The sequence below is a fragment of the Pedobacter frigoris genome, assembly GCF_005116445.1.
Lineage (GTDB): Bacteria > Bacteroidota > Bacteroidia > Sphingobacteriales > Sphingobacteriaceae > Pedobacter > Pedobacter frigoris.
The window spans coordinates 85554-101412 of sequence record NZ_SWBQ01000001.1 but is presented as its reverse complement, the minus strand read 5'-3'; the positions used below and the strand labels follow the sequence as shown (position 1 = coordinate 101412).

Sequence of the window (15859 nt, the reverse complement as noted above, 5' to 3'; positions counted from 1 at the left end):
TTTTAGTATTTAATTAATTTTCCACGACATGGCTTTGATTTTACCAAATCCTGTATATTTCTTTTCTGTTCCCGGAAGGATAGCACCACTGGTCTCATTTACGCCCATCTGATAAACGGTTCCTGTTTTAGTGCCCTCATTGTAAGTAGCGACGTATAAGATCTTACAATTGTTTTTAGGATCGAACAACACTCCGGCTGCGCGATTGGAATTGTAATACTTTTGCAGAGAGATATTTGTCACCACTTCACCTGCAGGAGCCGTCCAGGCTTGTGCGGTAGTGCCCTGGGTGTATCTAAACTGATACACGCTGTTATTTGCACTGTAATAAAATATTTCACCCAGATAACCCGCAGTCACGGCATTAATATTTGCGATTTCCGGACAAGCACTCATATCATATTTGCCCCTGCCAATGTTAACACCAACTACGTCTCCGCCTTTGAAGTTGGCACTCAACAACCAGTGTTTTCCTGCATTGTCCTTCATCACCATGTATTCCCAGTTGTTCCAGCCCATATCACCCATCAGGAGTTCCATTCCAACATTATTCACATCAAAGGGGGCAGTTGTCTGGGGACTGGTAAAAGGAACTACATCCGTTCCCCGGACAATTATTTTCATAAACTTCTTATTCGTCTGATCATAAAAAACTCCATCCAGAGGTGCCGGAGAAGTAGCCATCCAGGGTGCGAGGGTGCCGTAAGTCCCCCCAAGTGGATCACTAAAAGCCCTATCGCCCTGAACAAGTGTCGTATAATCAATCGTATGCACCCTGTTATTATTGATCAGCCATTCTTTTCTTGAATCTGTAGATCTAAACAGCAGCGGAGCTGTCACAGAAGGTTTGCTCCAGAATAATCCCTGGTTAAAATCAAACACCTTGGCAAAGGTATTCTGGTTTACCATTGACAATCCCTGACTACTTTGGACGTAAATCTTTCTTGCGTTCAGATTGGCATATGAATATAGAATAGAGCCTGGCGTACCTTTCATAGGCCCTCCATTTGAGGCGCTATAGATATCTAAAAATAACTTTTCAGCTACTTGGCTCTTAGAAATCTCATTGTTGGTAATTAAGCCTACATCGGTATTGCCATTACGTTCATAAAGCACCATCCAGCCTTCCGCCAGTGCAGATGTTATATTTACAGCAAATTTGGCAAATGTTTTTACCCCTGTATTGGCATTGGTGATTGTATATAGTATTTCCCAGGATAGTTCACGTTGGCTGAGATTGACATTGAGGTTGGGCATCTCTGATAACGTATGACGTTCTACTACATCACGACCCGTCGGATACATTTCCCAAACAAATTTCAATTCTGGAAACTGAGGCTTCTCCATATTAACGACTTCGCCTTTGTAAGTAATTTTTGGCGTGATGTTGATGCCGTTGAACCGCACAACAGAATAGGTTTGCGGTACATTTTCAAGGTTTATAGTTACTGCATCAAGAGCCTTATAATCGTAGTTGCCCTTATCCTTGCTACAGGATGCTATAACGGCTGTCCCGACCAATAGCATCAGGAATTTTATAAATTTATTGCTGTTCATGATTTCTTAGTTAAGGGAAAACAATAGTTTCATCACCATCTTTCAAGGGTTGACCGGGATGTTCCGCATTGTATTTCGCAAGTTCTAACTTGCAGCGAGACTGCCAGTACTGAGCCTGAGTATAATACACTTCATCTGGTGGTACCGGCACTCCCGCCGATCTTACCCTAAACGTAGGTATCCTACCAATCACGGTAGTGATAAACTGAAACTTTACATTGCTATAGGCACCAAAGAAAGTCGACAACCTGGTATACGGATAGGGTTCTACATCCCAGTTCGCAGGTTTGGAGAACTCTTCTTTCAGGATCACCTTCATACTGGACTGTTCTCTAACGCCTTTCTTGAAAGACTCATTCTCCGAAAGGGCGAAAACAACCCTTGCTTCCTTATTTTTAAAATCAGCTGATCTCTTGATTAAAATCGGGAAAACACCTTCATAGGTATTTGCTTTTAAAATATATTTAGGAAACACGTAATGCACACCTTCTTTTACGCGATCAAGATCTCCACTGATCGCCTTCAACTTGAACTCCCGGTCTTGATTACCTGGCAATCCGCTAAGTCTTACACTGAACTTAATCGTATCACTTTCGTTGAGCGACTTAAAAGCATAGTTGTACACCAGGCTGTCCTGCATCTGGAGATTAGCCCCCAGCCATATATTCAGAGTGCTCAGTTCATTGTCATACCTGAGTTCTTTAGCTTTCTCACAGCTGCTCATTAAAAACAAAAAGCCAACTGCATAAATCATATTTAATTTCATGTTTCCTCCTATCTATTATTAACTCTTCCAGGCGCATTGTTATATTCACTTAACGGAATCGGCAGTTTATATCCCTTTAAAGTGATGATATCGTAACTGGCAGCCCTGGGGATTCGAGGTATATTTTTTCGTTTATAATAAAAGAACAACTGACCCTCACCGATGAACTCCCTTCTGAATTCCTGTTGGATTACTGCATCAATATTACCCGCATCTATGGTGGTAGCTGTTAGTCCACGTCGTTCACGTACAGTGTTGATCATATTGGCGGCCTGGGTGATATTCGTGGTTTTCAGTACTTCAGCGGCGATAAAATACATTTCGGCCAGTTTAAGCACAGGCATCCTATTACGGGAAGCAGCCAAAATATTCTCCTGGTTATATTTGTTCAAATAATAGCTTCCATCTACAGTAATTGTAAACCAGCGCAGGTACCTGTAATCCGACGACGTATAATATTCATTATATGTAGCTGCCAACATCGAAAACCTGCTGCCTCCTGTCGCTGTAAAAGCGTTTTCGTGAATTGTCTCCAGTCGTGTTACATTTAAAGCAAATAAGTGCTCCGTCGAATAAATTAAATCAGTTGCAATATTGCCTTGAAGGATCCAGGGAAATTTATTGGCGTCTATGACAATCTTCGCATTTTCGTATGCTTTCTCCATATCCTTTTTGTACAGGTAGATTCTCGCAAGCAACCCTTTTACCGCATAATAATTGAGGTGCAATTGCCGGTTCATTAAATAGCCTTGATCATCCAGACTGGTTACCGTCCGGCCTGTCAACAATGGATCGCGCTTCAACAGTTCAGCAGCTTCATTTAAGTCTGCTATCGCCAGATCTAATACCTGGGACACCGTCAATTGGGGAGCGATTTCCTTACCAATCTTTTTAAAATACGGAATGGCCATTTTACCTGGATTTTCCTCGTAACTGGCTCCGAAAACCCGCAGCAGATCGAAGTGCAAAAAAGCACGGAGCGCTAGCGATTCACCTTTGATCACCTCATAGTTGTCTTGCTGAAAAACAGATTTCTGGCCATCAATTTCCTCCAGTATCTTGTTATTATTAGCGATTGCAGTATACATACCATTCCATACGGCATCTATCCTGGCCAGCGACGGAACGCTTGTATATTCAAAAAACTTATCGGAGTCATACTGTTCTGACTGGTAGTCCCATTCATAGCCCAACACACCCATTAATCCGAAAGTCATCTCACGTCCGTAAAGCGGTTCGTAGGTCAGCGAGGTATATACGCCCGCAAGTGCTTCCTTAAACCCGGTTTCCGTAGAAAAGAGATCGTTATCCCTCACCTGCGATTTAGGTTCTACATCCAGCCATTTGTTGCAGGACAGCAAGCAAAAGGGCAGGATCACCAGCATTCCTTTTATGTATATATTTTTTAATTTCATATTTGTGATGCTTAACTGTTAAAAAGTTGCCTGTACTGAACAGGAATAAGTCCGCGCAAAAGGAAAATCAAGTCCCCTTTCCGCTCTCACAGATGATATCCTTGCGATTTCGTTGGTAAATAAAGTAACCCTCAATCTTTGCATTCCCACCTGCTTCAGAAGTGCAGTGTTACGAAAATCGTAGGATGCATTTAATGACCCTAACTGCAGTTCGTGGAAATCCTGTACGAATCTCGAACTGGGATTGGTCCGGTTGGGCCTGGCCGTAATGCGTTTAAAGAAAACCTGATCACCCGGCGCCTTCCATGTATCTGTAAAAACCCTGCGGTCAACATTATATTGTATGTCCACGTTCTCTACCCGGTCTACTAAGGTCTGATTATAATATTGTCCGCCAATGCGGTACGTAAAACCGCAATTCAGCCCAAAGCCTTTATACTGTGCATTAAATCCAAAGCTTCCGCGCACTTTTGGATTGGTATCTCCAAAAGAAACCTGGTCATTGGCATCCCATATATAGGTAGTTTCTCCATTAAGCTTGCGGAAAATTTCAGTTCCATTGATAGGATCAATTCCCAAAGAAGGAACGGCCCAGAGTGTGGTAGTAGATTGTCCTTCCTGATACCGGGTAAATGGCTTGGTTGAAGTCCGTTCAGCCTCCAATTCATCATTCAGATTACTTAATCCATCAGATATTTTCAACAGCTTGTTTCTGTTCATTCCCACGTTAAGAAATATATTCAGAAAACTACCGGTACTTTGATCATTAAAAGCACGTACACTCATTACTGCATCAATACCGGTGTTTTGCAACTCTCCCAGGTTTTCTTTAATGGTATTAAAACCTATAGATCCCGGAAGACCGAGATCGGTCAGCAAATTACTGGTTCTGGAAATGTAATAGTCAAACCTCAGATTCACACGATTGAAAATACTGGCATCAATCCCGAAATTGTAATCCATTGTTTGCTGCCATTTGAGGTCTTCATTGGCCAGTCCCATCAACTTGGCTCCCACCACGTTGTCGTAATACGAGTCCGTGTAGTAGTTATAGGTTGCCATGGCCTGATAAGGGTTGAACTCCTGGTTACCCGTATATCCTGTTGAAGCTCTTAGCTTCAATTGCTGAAGCCACTTCTGTTGGTTCATGAAGGATTCCCGGTGTATATTCCAGCCGATACCTACAGACCAGAAATTACCCCACCTGTTATTTGCGCCGAACACACTGGAACCCTGTCTGCGAAATGTAAGATCTGCCAGGTAACGTTCGTCATAGGAGTAATTGAGTGCAGATAAAAGACCTGTCTCTCTTTTCAGCGCATCGGAACCACTAGGGCGGCCGTTTTGCAGGTACTGCAGTGCAAAGTTAATATTATCAACTCTGTCATTCAGGAATCCTTCTGCCGTCATGCCATGTGCTTCACGTTTGGTCTCCAACAGGTTCCAGCCTGCATTAAAAAAGAACAGGTGTTTATTGATCAGTTTGGAATAATTCAGCGTCAGGTCAGTTTTGATCATCCCATCTTTCCCATCAGTAATAGAGTATTGTCCACGTCTGAAAAAATCTGCTTCAGCATATTCTGTAAAGCGGGTGTGATTGGCAGGATAGAAATCTTCACGACTATCTATCTTTTGCGTATAACCCAATCGGCCTATAATTTTCAGAGATTTATTCAGAGACCATTCTGTCGAGAAATTATTCGTAATGTCTGTGTACTTGGAAAAGTTCTTTGTTCCCAAACTTGCATCATAAAGCGGATTAAAAAAATTACTTGGGGTACTTGCCCCCGCAGGAGTAAATTGGCCCAACACCTTTTTCAGCGTACCATTCAACTCATAAGGTGTCCAATATGGATTCAATCTTGAATAAGCAGAGAATGCACCATACGGTGAATCGTAGCCATTATTGCCCGTCACCATCAAAGTATTTCTAAACACAAAATTACTGAGGCGATAGGAAAGAAACACATTGCCGGACAAATTCCGTCGTCCGGATTCTTTCATTACCCCTGCTATGTCATTAAAAGTGAAATCTGCTCCATATCTCAGGTACACATCACCACCTTCCAGCGACAATGTATGCTTCTGACCAATGGCATTGCGTACTGGCTGCGCAAGCCAATCTGTATTGACACCCCGATAAACATCTGAGTAGATATTGTTATACTGTTCTTTCAGTCGCTGTTCAGCATATTGAGAAGAATTAGAATATCGGCCGGCGTCCAGTTCCACCTGCAATTTCTCAGCTGCATTGGTCAGCATATAACTGCTCAAATCTGGTGTCGTAAGGTTCAGATCACCCGTATAGCTCAGTCTTAGCTTACCCATTTCCGGTCGCTTCGTTTCTACAACCACCACCCCGTTTGCCGCACGCGAACCATAGATCGCTTTTGCTGCTGCATCTTTTAGAATTGTTACTGAAGCTACTCTGTTCATATCAAGATCGTAGATCTTTTCAAGGTTGGTTTCAAATCCGTCGAGGATAAACAGCGGCATATTTGGACTGCCTGCATATTCACCGCGAACATCAGGAAGACTGTTTGCACCACGGATCTGCAGGTCAGGAAGCGCATTCGGATTAGATCCCATTTGCAGATTCTCGACTTGTATAAAACTAGGGTCTAGCATCTTCAGGCTTTGTAAGACATTTTGATTTCCCACAGAACGTAATTGCTCCTGAGTAAATGTTGACGCCGCACCTGTAAAGCTTTCTGCCTTTCTGGTAAAAATACCGGTGACCACGATGTCTGCCAGTTCGTTCTCTTCTTGTTCCAGTACGACATTCAAATCGCCCTGGCCAATTTTCATTTCTCTGGATTTGTAACCGATATAGCGAAAAACCATAGTTTTTGCTTCTTCAGAGACACTCATCATGTAGTCTCCCTTAGCATCAGTATGCGTCACCAGATCGGGCTGCTCTTTGACCAGAACTGTAACCCCCGAAAGTGGCTCATCATTAACAGTCAGAACCCGCCCTTTCACACGGCCTTGGGGAGTAGACCCTCCCATAGTTCTCATTGGAACAGATTTTGGGGCACCGGAAGTGCTGGCCGGCACTGATGTCTTTCTTCTTATGATAACTTTGTTGTCTCTCAGCACATATTCCAGCCCTGGTTTATCCAGGATCTTTTCCAAAATAACATTTAGTGCCATTCCTTTACCCTTGAGAGTAACCTGATGTGCATTAACCTGCTCTTCGCTGAAAACAAAGTTATAGTTACTGTTTTTTTGCAGGTAATCGAGTGCTTTTTTTAATGATACGTTATTAAAATCAACATCAATCTTTTTGGCAGTAATAGTTTGAGCCCTGGCGGGGGACAGCACTAGTATCGATAAGGCGGTAGCAATACATAAAACGTTGCATAAAGTACATACCAGGTGCTTTATTTCAACCAGCCGTAACATACGGGTATATTTTTTCATACCTTCGATTGTGGTTTTTTAAAGTTTAAGATTTAGGAAACTAGGTATGGCCATCAGTTAGTTGATTGACATTAAATTTCTGATGGACATCATAAAACCGGAATGTTTATTTCGGTTTTGTTGTTTAGGTAAGTAATTATTCTCTCATATGCGGTCGGTTGGTTTGGTTTAGTTGATGGTTCGGTTAATTCGTAATGACAATGGTATTGCCTTTAGTGGTATAATTCAGACCCGTGGTGAGGGTCAGTGCGGTTAAAATATCATCCAATGTTTCTGTCTGCTCAAACTGAGCGGTGAAATGCATTCCTTCTAAACTTTTATGGGCAAAACCGATGGAGACATTAAATTTCTTTTCCAGTATACTGGCTACAGTTTTGAAATCCTGGTCGTTGAAAGCTAGCTTACCTACCATCCAGGAAATCACGTTGCTGGCCATTAATTTCTTCTGACTGATCTCACCTGATTCTTTATGGTATTCGGCCTGCTGGTCGGGCAATAACATTTCATTATTGACCGCCACTTTACCCTTGCTTACCGTAACATTAATAGTTTCCAACCATGAATAGGCATTGATGTTAAATGCAGTACCCAAAACGTTTGTCAAGGTTTTTCCCGCCTTCACCTGAAATGGCTTTTTGGCATCGTGCTTCACATCAAAAAAAGCTTCACCTTCCAACAGCGACACTTCTCTTTTATCACCATGGAAATCTTCAGGATAGCTCAGCGTACTATTTACATTCAGCCACACTATAGAACCATCGCTCAGCACAATGTTTTTCAGGTGATGCGCGTCGGTCTTTACGATAACTTCTTCACTACCCTTCCAAAAACCATATTGGTTTAATCCAAGCCATAGTGCACCCATCACCAGCATCACCGATGCCGCGATAGAGATATTCTTCCTGATGATTAGCTTTCTCTTCTTTTCGCTCTCCATACTTCCCAGAATTCTATTCAATACAGAATTCCTGATTTCAGCAGCAGGCCCCATTGTTTTTTCATCCCATGATTTGGGGTTTTTCTTAAAATTCTCAATAAGACCCTCAATACGCGTTTCCACGGATGCAGGATTGGTGTCAGATAAAGTATTTCTTTTGAAAAAATGAAGTTTCATATGGTGCTTTTCACTAAAGACACCTGAACCCCGGGTATCACCCAAAGAAATTGTAAAAAAAATATAAGATCAGTACCTCACCCATAAAATCCCGGATTTTACGAAGCCCGATATTGATCTGGTTCTCTACTGTTTTAGTACTCAGGTTTAGGCGTTCTGCAATTTCTTTGTTAGATAGGTGTTCTTTTCTGCTCATCATCAGAATTTTCCTGCATTTTTCCGGCAATGTCCGCAAGCCTTCTTCAAAAAGTGCATGGATTTCTTCTGAAAGGATCTTTTGATCGGCTGCTTCATTGGAAGACACCCTCAACTGATCCTCTCCGATATCTATTTGAAATTTTTCTGACCTGATCTTATTCAGTGTTCTGTTTTTAATGGCGATATAGAGGTAATCCCGGACGGATTTAATTTCGAGCTTTGAGCGGTTATTCCACAGATAGATAAATACGTCGTGAATGAGGTCTTCACAAATTTCGCGGTTCGGGAACAGGTGAAAAGCACATGCGTACATTTCAGACCAGTATTTATCATACACGAAGACGAATGCAGGTTGATCATGTTGTTTAATCAAACTGATCAGTTCATTATCCGACAGATCCGATAAATTACCATCAACCTTCATTTTATCCCCATATGCTATTGATAATTACACCTCCAAAGAGCTTATTCCGCAAATTGACGTGCTTACAGGCCGTAAAATAGCAATAATTTTTAATTATTGCTATCTATACCACCGCAGCGCAGAACTCCTTTGCTTTTTCTGCATACAAACCGATGATGTCGTAAAAAATCATCCAAATAATTTATACTTTTATAAGCCATATAAACCAGAATGCGCATTTGTATTCAAATCTTATTTACTAAATGAACCTAATAAAAAAGACTTCAGTTCTTCTGCTCTTATCTCTAATTTGTTTCAGCTTCAGTTATGCCCAGAAAAAACCAAACATCATCCTGGTATTAACAGATGATATGGGCTACAGTGATATTTCCTGCTTTGGCAATCCATTGATCAAAACAGAATTCTTAGATAAAATGGCACATGGAGGAGTTATGGGAACAAATTTCGTGACTACCTCTCCTACCTGCTCCCCCTCAAGAGTGTCCTTGCTGACAGGCAGGTACTGCAACCGCTCCAATTTAAATTATGTACTCAGTCCGGGCGATAAAACAGCAATTCCCGATGAAGAGGTAACCATTGCTGAAATGCTTAAGACTAATGGCTATTCAACCGCCTGTGTAGGAAAATGGCACATCGGTGATTATGGGAACGGCTTGCCAAATAAACAGGGATTTGATTCGTTTTACGGAATGCTGTATAGCCATGATTATAGATTCCCCTATGTAAAAACAGATACGATAATTAAGATCTTCAGAAATACCAAACCTGAAATTTATCAGCCAAATGACAGTATTTTAAACACGAACTATACGCAGGAATCCATTGAATTCATTAAAAAATCAAGTAAGGCGAAAAAACCATTTTTCCTATATCTTGCACACCATATGCCGCATTTGCCTATTGCCTTTGCTGCAAAAAAGAGCAGAACCACTACCTCTGCAGGAGGTGAACTGGGAGACGTGATTGAAGATCTGGATAAAGGGTTGGCTAAAGTGTGGGAAGCGGTTGTTAAAGCTGGCGAAGAAAACAACACGATTTTTATATTTACCAGCGATAACGGTCCCTGGACCAATGCGCCGAAGCGCATGTATGAAGATGGATTTACGAGACCTTACCATGTAGGATCAGCTGGAATATTCAGAGGTTCAAAAGCTGTATCATACGAAGGCGGCCACCGTGTCCCCTTTATCATTTACTGGAAAGGACATACCTTAAAGAATAAGGTAATCACATCACCTCTGGCCAATATAGATATCTTACCTACGCTTGCAGACTGGACAAAGAGCAATTTACCTAACAGAGTAATTGATGGAGAATCCATGACGGGCTGGCTGACCAATAATGACTACCGCAAACCGCATAAACCTATATATTATTATAATTATGTTTTGGAAGGAGTTAAAGATGGGGATTGGAAATTACGGGTGACTAAAAAAGATAAAGAATCCTATTATGAACTTTTCAATGTATCATGGGACCCTTCAGAACGTGTCAATCTATTTGATGATGCAAAATTTGAACAGCATAAAATTCATTTATTGGATTTATTTAAAGCTTATCCGGGAAATGCGGGTTGATCTGATGAAGAAAGTAATAAAGACTGGTGTGGCTTGTCTTGCCTTATCTATCTACATTTCGACTGCTCAGGGTCAGGTTAAACCTCTTCAGTTTGGAACAGAAAGGAGCCTGGATGAAATTTCAGGACAGTCAAAAGGCAAGGCCATTAACTGGATCAATGTAAATACTGATCCGGATACCTGGAAAAGGAAAAGGACTTACTGATCTGTTCAGGTAAACCGATTGGTGTGATGCGTTCAGAAAAAATGTATGAGAATTTCATCTTGCAGGTGGAGTGGAAACATATGGAAGCCGGGGGCAACTCGGGGGTCTTTGTATGGAGTGATGCCAAACCCGGAGAGAAAAACCGTCTGCCCGGCGGTGTAGAAGTACAAATGCTCGAACTGGACTGGGTAAACCAGAATATCAGTAATGGGGTAACACCTCCTATTGCCTATGTACATGGAGAACTTTTCGGGGTTGGTGGGGTGACTACAGTTCCCGATAACCCCAGAGGTGAAAGAAGTAAGTCAGTAGAGAACCGATGTAAAGGAAAAGGCGAATGGAACTATTATGAAGTGGTTTGTGTAGATGGCACCATCAAGTTATCTGTAAATGGGAAATTTGTAAATGGCATCAGTAAGTCGACCGTAAAAAAGGGCTATCTATGCCTGGAATCCGAAGGAGCAGAGATTCACTTTAGAAATTTCAGGATCACTGAGCTTTAACTAAAGTAAATCCCCGTACTCAATTCAGAAACACCTCATCAATAAAGATCCATGCAGGTTCACCTTTACCCGGATGCCATTTCGGAAGCTTCTTCAGGTTTTTTGCAACGATCTTCAGGCAACTGATTTTTTGCGTATTAAACTTTGTTTCTACGTTCATTAGTGTTTTCTCATCCGCAGGTAATGGCGCTCTGCTACTTGTTTTACCCAATAATACCAACTTATTTTTATCAGGACCTCCCCAAATCTCAACTTCTTCCGGAGGAAGTACATAAACCGGCAATTGCCGCATGACGTTTAAGCTAACTGCGCTAATGTTTACAGGTGTTTTGAAAAACATCAAGGCTTCCATATGATGCTCACGGAACCCGATCCAGCTTCCTGCATTGATATCGTAAGTTCCCATTTGACTATCTGTTAAAGCCTCCGGGCCGCTTGCCCTGTACTTTTCGTTGGCCGCCGTTAAAAAGACAACGCTATCTGGTTTAAAAGTGCTTTTGTAAAAAGTAAAGCTGACAGCATCACTCCCAAACCAGCCCTTCTTATAAGCTTTTGCCTTTATTGAGGTGTTTTGTGCGATGACTATCCCTTTTTTATACAGCAGAGATTTAATACTGTCGGGCTCACTTCCATCTGTAGTATACCTGATCTGGACTCCGTTAATCGCGTGCTTGATATCCAGGTTTATAGATTTGCTAAAAACAGATTTTTCATTGCCTATCCTGGGCAGGTTTAATTTAGCCGGACTCTTACCGTCATCTTTAAACCCTTTTATAACTTCCAGGTTGCCATTAAGTTTTTGCAACTGTGCTATTTCAGCCGGTGTTATCTGTGTATTCCAAAGCGCCAGTTGTTTCAGCTCAGGCATATTTACAATTTGTTTGATGGCAGCATAACTGACGCCCGTACCCGAGAGAGACAAACCATTTAGATGTTTCAGCGATTTCAGTTCTTTCAACCCCTCGCCATTCAGTGCTGTAAAATTGAGGTTCAATTTGCGCAGATTTACAAACTGGCTAATAATCTTCAAATCTGCATCTTTGACCGGCAAGCCATTCAGATTTAAAGAAATGATTTGCTGCTTTACTGAAGTCAGTTCTTTCAGCACCTCAGGCTTATACAGGTCTTTGTTATAGATATTTACCGCTAATGCCGGAGATTCCTTCGCAATAGGATACACAGCACGGTAATTGTTGTTCAATTTTGTAACGGTTTCTTCATCAGCCATTGCAAAATCAAATTTTTCCTCCACAGATTGTTCCGGGGCCAAAAATGCAGTAGCCAGCATTCTTAAAGAATCGCCAGGCGCAAGCTCAGTTACTTTACCTTTCAGCTGAGCATTTGCTTTAACCCAGAGCTTTAGGATCGCCACTTCGTCAGCAGTCAACTGCGGTTTTCCTTTAGGTGGCATGTGCTTCTTTTCATCCTCGGGAAGATGTATACGTTCCAATAGAAGACTGATCTCCGGTTTGCCAGGCACGAACAGCTTTCCGCTCTTGCCACCTTTAAACAATCCGGCCGAATCGGTCATGATCAGGCTTCCTTTCGCTTTTTCGAGGTTATGACAGTTCAGACACTTCTGAGTAAATATAGGCATCACCACATCCTTAAAAACCATAGCCTTTTCTATGGGAACTTTTACCGGTTCCGCAGCCGAGGTTACAGGTCCGAGTACAAAGTTCTCTCCATGAGTTAAGGTCGCACCAAAATGGCCTGTCGCCAACAGGCACGATACGATCACAACCGCCCCTACCCTGGATACCCCAAGCTTATACCAGGAAAAATCCCTGCACCAGTAGATTAGGGAAGCAATAAATACAATACTTACACCAGTCCACTTGTGCCATTGCAATACAGACCCTGTATATCCTTCTTCCTTCGAAAGAAATAACCCCATGATCACTGTTATTGCTGAAAAAAGCGCACCGGTAAGCAACAACCAGGAAACAAAACTCTGGTAAAATGGTTCCTTCGCATAACTTTCCTTAAAACGGAAAAAATCGAGAATCATAGCCAGCATCAGGATCACAATAGGAAAATGCAATATCATGGGATGCAGTCTTCCTATAGGTTGTAACCAGTAAGGAATGATGATCTCACCTCCAAATAATAGCAGAAAAAGAATAAAGACATTTGCAGCAAATAGTAAGTTCCCGGCAAAACCTTTAAGGGTAAATTTCATAAACTTCAATTATACACGGGTAAATTTATAAGGATAGACTTTACCTGATGCCCATTGTGCGACGTACAGGTTTTCATCATCGTCGACACATACATCATGTGGGTTTAGCAGAATCTGTTCTGCCTGTGCCATAGGTTGCAGTATTCCATCAAGATAAACCGGTGCATTACCCCCAATATTAGACACTACCCTATTGTTCTTATCCAGTATCGTAGCAAAGCCGCTTCCGTCTTTATCCAGATTCGGAGAGCGCAATACCGCAGCGTACAAGTAGTCTTTGTGGATCACCGGTCTGCATACGCAGGCCCCCGGCAACTGAATCACCTCTTTTAAATTTCCCTGCAGGTCAAACCGCTTGAAGCAGTTCCTGGTACGGTCGGTGACCAGCAATGTCGGACTGCCATGTCGCCTGTCTATACATACACCATGCGCATTGTCCAGGTGTTTCGTTTCCGTGCCCCTTCCTCCAAAATAAGACAGCAGTTTGCCTTTATGATCATAGTGAAGTACGTACTGCAGTCCGTAACCGTCTGCAATAAAAAAACTTCCATCATCAGCAACTGCAACTTCAGTCGGTACAAATTCTCCTTTCTTTTTATACAAACCGGTCTCCATCGGACAATCGATGGTCATTAAAACCTTCCCGTCCAAAGTAGTTTTATATACCTGGTGTCTGTTCGTATCAGTAATAAAAAGGAACTGTTTATTGTTTTCATTGGCAAGTGTAAGACCATGTGCTCCCGGAAATTCATGTCCCCAGCTGTCCAGCAGCTTACCTGATTTATTATAGATCAGCACATTGTTCCTGGTTTCATTGGTAAGCAAAATGATCCGTCCCTTTGCATCCTGTACCATCTCATGACAGTCATTCACCGGATTCTTTTCCGGGTTCAGTTGCCCCCATTTGGTATCCAGGGTATATTTCATGTTATTGTGTCCATAGACCGGGCCTTTAGGTTTAGCCAACAGGTCTTTGGTGATAAAAAAACTTGCAGAGACAATTGCTGTATGCTTTAAAAATGCACTTCTGTTCATGATATTAAATTAGAATGTCTTTAACTACTTTACCGGAAACGTCAGTCAGCCTGTAACGCCGGCCAAGATGCTTAAATATGAGTTTCTCGTGATTGAGGCCCAACTGGTGTAATACCGTTGCCTGAAAATCATGAACGTGTACAGGATCCTTTACAATGTTATAGCCAAACTCATCCGACTCCCCGTATACTATCCCCGGCTTTACTCCGCCACCCGCCATCCAGATACTAAAGCATCTCGGGTGGTGGTCACGTCCGTAATTGTCTACGGTCATTTTACCCTGACTGTAATTGGTCCGCCCGAACTCACCACCCCAGATCACCAGTGTTTCGTCGAGCAAGCCTCTTTGCTTAAGGTCTGTGATCAGGGCTGCAGAAGCCTGATCTACGTCCTTTGCCTGTCCTGCCATTTCCTTAGGCAACTCGCCATGCTGATCCCAACCCTGGTGGTAAAGTTGTACAAAACGAACACCATTCTCGCTCAGTTTACGGGCGAGCAAGCAATTGGCGGCAAAAGTGCCCGGCACCAGACAGTCCGGCCCATATAATTTGATAATATCGTCCGGTTCCTTAGAAAGGTCTGTGATTTCGGGAACAGCGGTTTGCATTCTATAGGCCATTTCATACTGCTGAATCTTGGCGTTGATCTCCGGATCACCAAATTCCTTGTAAGAGATATCATTCATTTCTGCCAGTTTATCCAGCATTTTCCTTCTTTCAAACCTATTGAGTCCATCAGGATCTTTGAGGTAAAGTACCGGGTCTTCGCCACTGCTAAACTGCACCCCCTGATGTGTTGAATCCAAAAATCCGTTTGTCCACAACTTTGAATATACACCCTGTCCATTACCCTTTCCTCTCGAAAGAAGTACGGTATAGGCCGGCAGGTTTTTATTTTCACTACCCAGACCATAGCTCAGCCATGCGCCCATGCTTGGACGGTTTCCCTGCTGTGCACCGGTCTGAAAAAACGTCAGTGCCGGATCATGGTTAATGGCTTCAGTGTACATTGACTTGATGATACAAATATCATCCACCACCTTAGCTGTATGCGGGAAAAGATCGCTGATCCAAGCCTGAGAATTGCCATATTGCTTAAAATCGTAATAAGATCCAACTAGTGGGAAGGAAGTTTGATTGGCAGTCATGCCCGTAAGTCGCTGCCCTGCTCTTATAGAAGGAGGCAACTCCTGCCCCATCATTTCCCTGAGTTTAGGCTTATAATCAAATGACTCCAGTTGTGATGGTGCCCCGTTCTGAAACAAGTAAATCACCCGCTTCGCTTTCGGTGCAAAATCAGGGATACCCGGAGGAAGACCAGCCTCATCGCCCGATCCGCCGGTAAACAAGTCCGGGATCAGCAGAGAGCCCAATGCAACACTTCCGAGCCCCAGGCTTAGCTTCGATAAGAAACGGCGTCTGTTAAAGTTTAAACCGTGCTCTAAAAAGTCCTTTTCCATA

The 15859-nt window shown here is 42.5% G+C and carries 12 protein-coding genes; 3 read left to right on the top strand and 9 right to left on the bottom strand.

Features of this window, described 5'->3' with window-relative positions; all coding sequences use genetic code 11:
* Window positions 1-9 precede the first annotated feature (9 nt).
* From FA047_RS00415 to FA047_RS00390, 6 genes are all read right to left on the bottom strand, one after another.
* Window positions 10-1557 carry a PKD-like family lipoprotein gene (locus FA047_RS00415; RefSeq protein WP_136834020.1) on the bottom strand — a complete coding sequence of 516 codons (1548 nt, stop codon included), beginning with the start codon at window positions 1555-1557 and terminating at the stop codon, window positions 10-12.
* 10 nt (window positions 1558-1567) lie between these two features.
* Window positions 1568-2323: a DUF4843 domain-containing protein gene (locus FA047_RS00410; RefSeq protein ID WP_136834019.1), complete on the bottom strand. Its 756-nt coding sequence runs from the start codon at window positions 2321-2323 to the stop codon at window positions 1568-1570.
* An 8-nt stretch (window positions 2324-2331) separates the two neighbouring features.
* The gene (locus FA047_RS00405) at window positions 2332-3738 is read right to left on the bottom strand and encodes a RagB/SusD family nutrient uptake outer membrane protein (RefSeq protein ID WP_225872591.1); all 1407 of its coding nucleotides are present in this window, start codon (window positions 3736-3738) and stop codon (window positions 2332-2334) included.
* An 18-nt stretch (window positions 3739-3756) separates the two neighbouring features.
* The gene (locus FA047_RS00400) at window positions 3757-7161 is read right to left on the bottom strand and encodes a SusC/RagA family TonB-linked outer membrane protein (protein ID WP_136834018.1); all 3405 of its coding nucleotides are present in this window, start codon (window positions 7159-7161) and stop codon (window positions 3757-3759) included.
* Window positions 7162-7345: 184 nt separating this feature from the next.
* Complete coding sequence (locus FA047_RS00395; protein WP_136834017.1) at window positions 7346-8275, bottom strand: FecR family protein; 930 nt, start codon at window positions 8273-8275, stop codon at window positions 7346-7348.
* A 37-nt stretch (window positions 8276-8312) separates the two neighbouring features.
* Window positions 8313-8897, bottom strand: coding sequence for an RNA polymerase sigma-70 factor (locus FA047_RS00390; RefSeq protein WP_136834016.1), 585 nt, complete (start codon window positions 8895-8897; stop codon window positions 8313-8315).
* Between the two features lie 242 nt (window positions 8898-9139).
* Between FA047_RS00390 and FA047_RS00385 the strand changes: the two genes are divergently transcribed.
* The 3 genes from FA047_RS00385 to FA047_RS00380 are packed head-to-tail and all read left to right on the top strand — an operon-like array spanning window position 9140 to window position 11182.
* Entirely contained in the window at window positions 9140-10474 is a 1335-nt protein-coding gene (locus FA047_RS00385) for a sulfatase-like hydrolase/transferase (RefSeq protein ID WP_136834015.1), read from the top strand.
* A gap of 4 nt (window positions 10475-10478) precedes the next feature.
* Window positions 10479-10679 carry a hypothetical protein gene (locus FA047_RS20730; RefSeq protein ID WP_225872590.1) on the top strand — a complete coding sequence of 67 codons (201 nt, stop codon included), beginning with the start codon at window positions 10479-10481 and terminating at the stop codon, window positions 10677-10679.
* A 26-nt stretch (window positions 10680-10705) separates the two neighbouring features.
* The gene (locus FA047_RS00380; protein ID WP_262709963.1) at window positions 10706-11182 is read left to right on the top strand and encodes a 3-keto-disaccharide hydrolase; all 477 of its coding nucleotides are present in this window, start codon (window positions 10706-10708) and stop codon (window positions 11180-11182) included.
* A gap of 19 nt (window positions 11183-11201) precedes the next feature.
* On the opposite strand, the gene FA047_RS00375 is transcribed toward FA047_RS00380, so the two are convergent.
* The 3 genes from FA047_RS00375 to FA047_RS00365 are packed head-to-tail and all read right to left on the bottom strand — an operon-like array spanning window position 11202 to window position 15858.
* Window positions 11202-13364 carry an FN3 associated domain-containing protein gene (locus FA047_RS00375; RefSeq protein WP_136834014.1) on the bottom strand — a complete coding sequence of 721 codons (2163 nt, stop codon included), beginning with the start codon at window positions 13362-13364 and terminating at the stop codon, window positions 11202-11204.
* A 9-nt stretch (window positions 13365-13373) separates the two neighbouring features.
* Window positions 13374-14399 (bottom strand): NHL repeat-containing protein, encoded by a 1026-nt coding sequence (locus tag FA047_RS00370; RefSeq protein ID WP_136834013.1) that lies wholly within the window; start codon window positions 14397-14399, stop codon window positions 13374-13376.
* A 4-nt stretch (window positions 14400-14403) separates the two neighbouring features.
* Window positions 14404-15858, bottom strand: a complete 1455-nt coding sequence (locus tag FA047_RS00365) for a DUF1501 domain-containing protein (RefSeq protein WP_136834012.1) — start codon at window positions 15856-15858, stop codon at window positions 14404-14406.
* Between the last annotated feature and the right edge of the window lies 1 nt (window position 15859).

What these genes read in the sequence shown, in the direction of transcription:
- FA047_RS00415 (WP_136834020.1), bottom strand. Translation starts at nt 1,557, where the DNA reads ATGAACAGCAATAAATTTATAAAATTCCTGATGCTATTGGTCGGGACA.
- FA047_RS00410 (WP_136834019.1), bottom strand. Translation starts at nt 2,323, where the DNA reads ATGAAATTAAATATGATTTATGCAGTTGGCTTTTTGTTTTTAATGAGC.
- FA047_RS00405 (WP_225872591.1), bottom strand. Translation starts at nt 3,738, where the DNA reads ATGAAATTAAAAAATATATACATAAAAGGAATGCTGGTGATCCTGCCC.
- FA047_RS00400 (WP_136834018.1), bottom strand. Translation starts at nt 7,161, where the DNA reads ATGAAAAAATATACCCGTATGTTACGGCTGGTTGAAATAAAGCACCTG.
- FA047_RS00395 (WP_136834017.1), bottom strand. Translation starts at nt 8,275, where the DNA reads ATGAAACTTCATTTTTTCAAAAGAAATACTTTATCTGACACCAATCCT.
- FA047_RS00390 (WP_136834016.1), bottom strand. Translation starts at nt 8,897, where the DNA reads ATGAAGGTTGATGGTAATTTATCGGATCTGTCGGATAATGAACTGATC.
- FA047_RS00385 (WP_136834015.1), top strand. Translation starts at nt 9,140, where the DNA reads ATGAACCTAATAAAAAAGACTTCAGTTCTTCTGCTCTTATCTCTAATT.
- FA047_RS20730 (WP_225872590.1), top strand. Translation starts at nt 10,479, where the DNA reads ATGAAGAAAGTAATAAAGACTGGTGTGGCTTGTCTTGCCTTATCTATC.
- FA047_RS00380 (WP_262709963.1), top strand. Translation starts at nt 10,706, where the DNA reads ATGCGTTCAGAAAAAATGTATGAGAATTTCATCTTGCAGGTGGAGTGG.
- FA047_RS00375 (WP_136834014.1), bottom strand. Translation starts at nt 13,364, where the DNA reads ATGAAATTTACCCTTAAAGGTTTTGCCGGGAACTTACTATTTGCTGCA.
- FA047_RS00370 (WP_136834013.1), bottom strand. Translation starts at nt 14,399, where the DNA reads ATGAACAGAAGTGCATTTTTAAAGCATACAGCAATTGTCTCTGCAAGT.
- FA047_RS00365 (WP_136834012.1), bottom strand. Translation starts at nt 15,858, where the DNA reads ATGGAAAAGGACTTTTTAGAGCACGGTTTAAACTTTAACAGACGCCGT.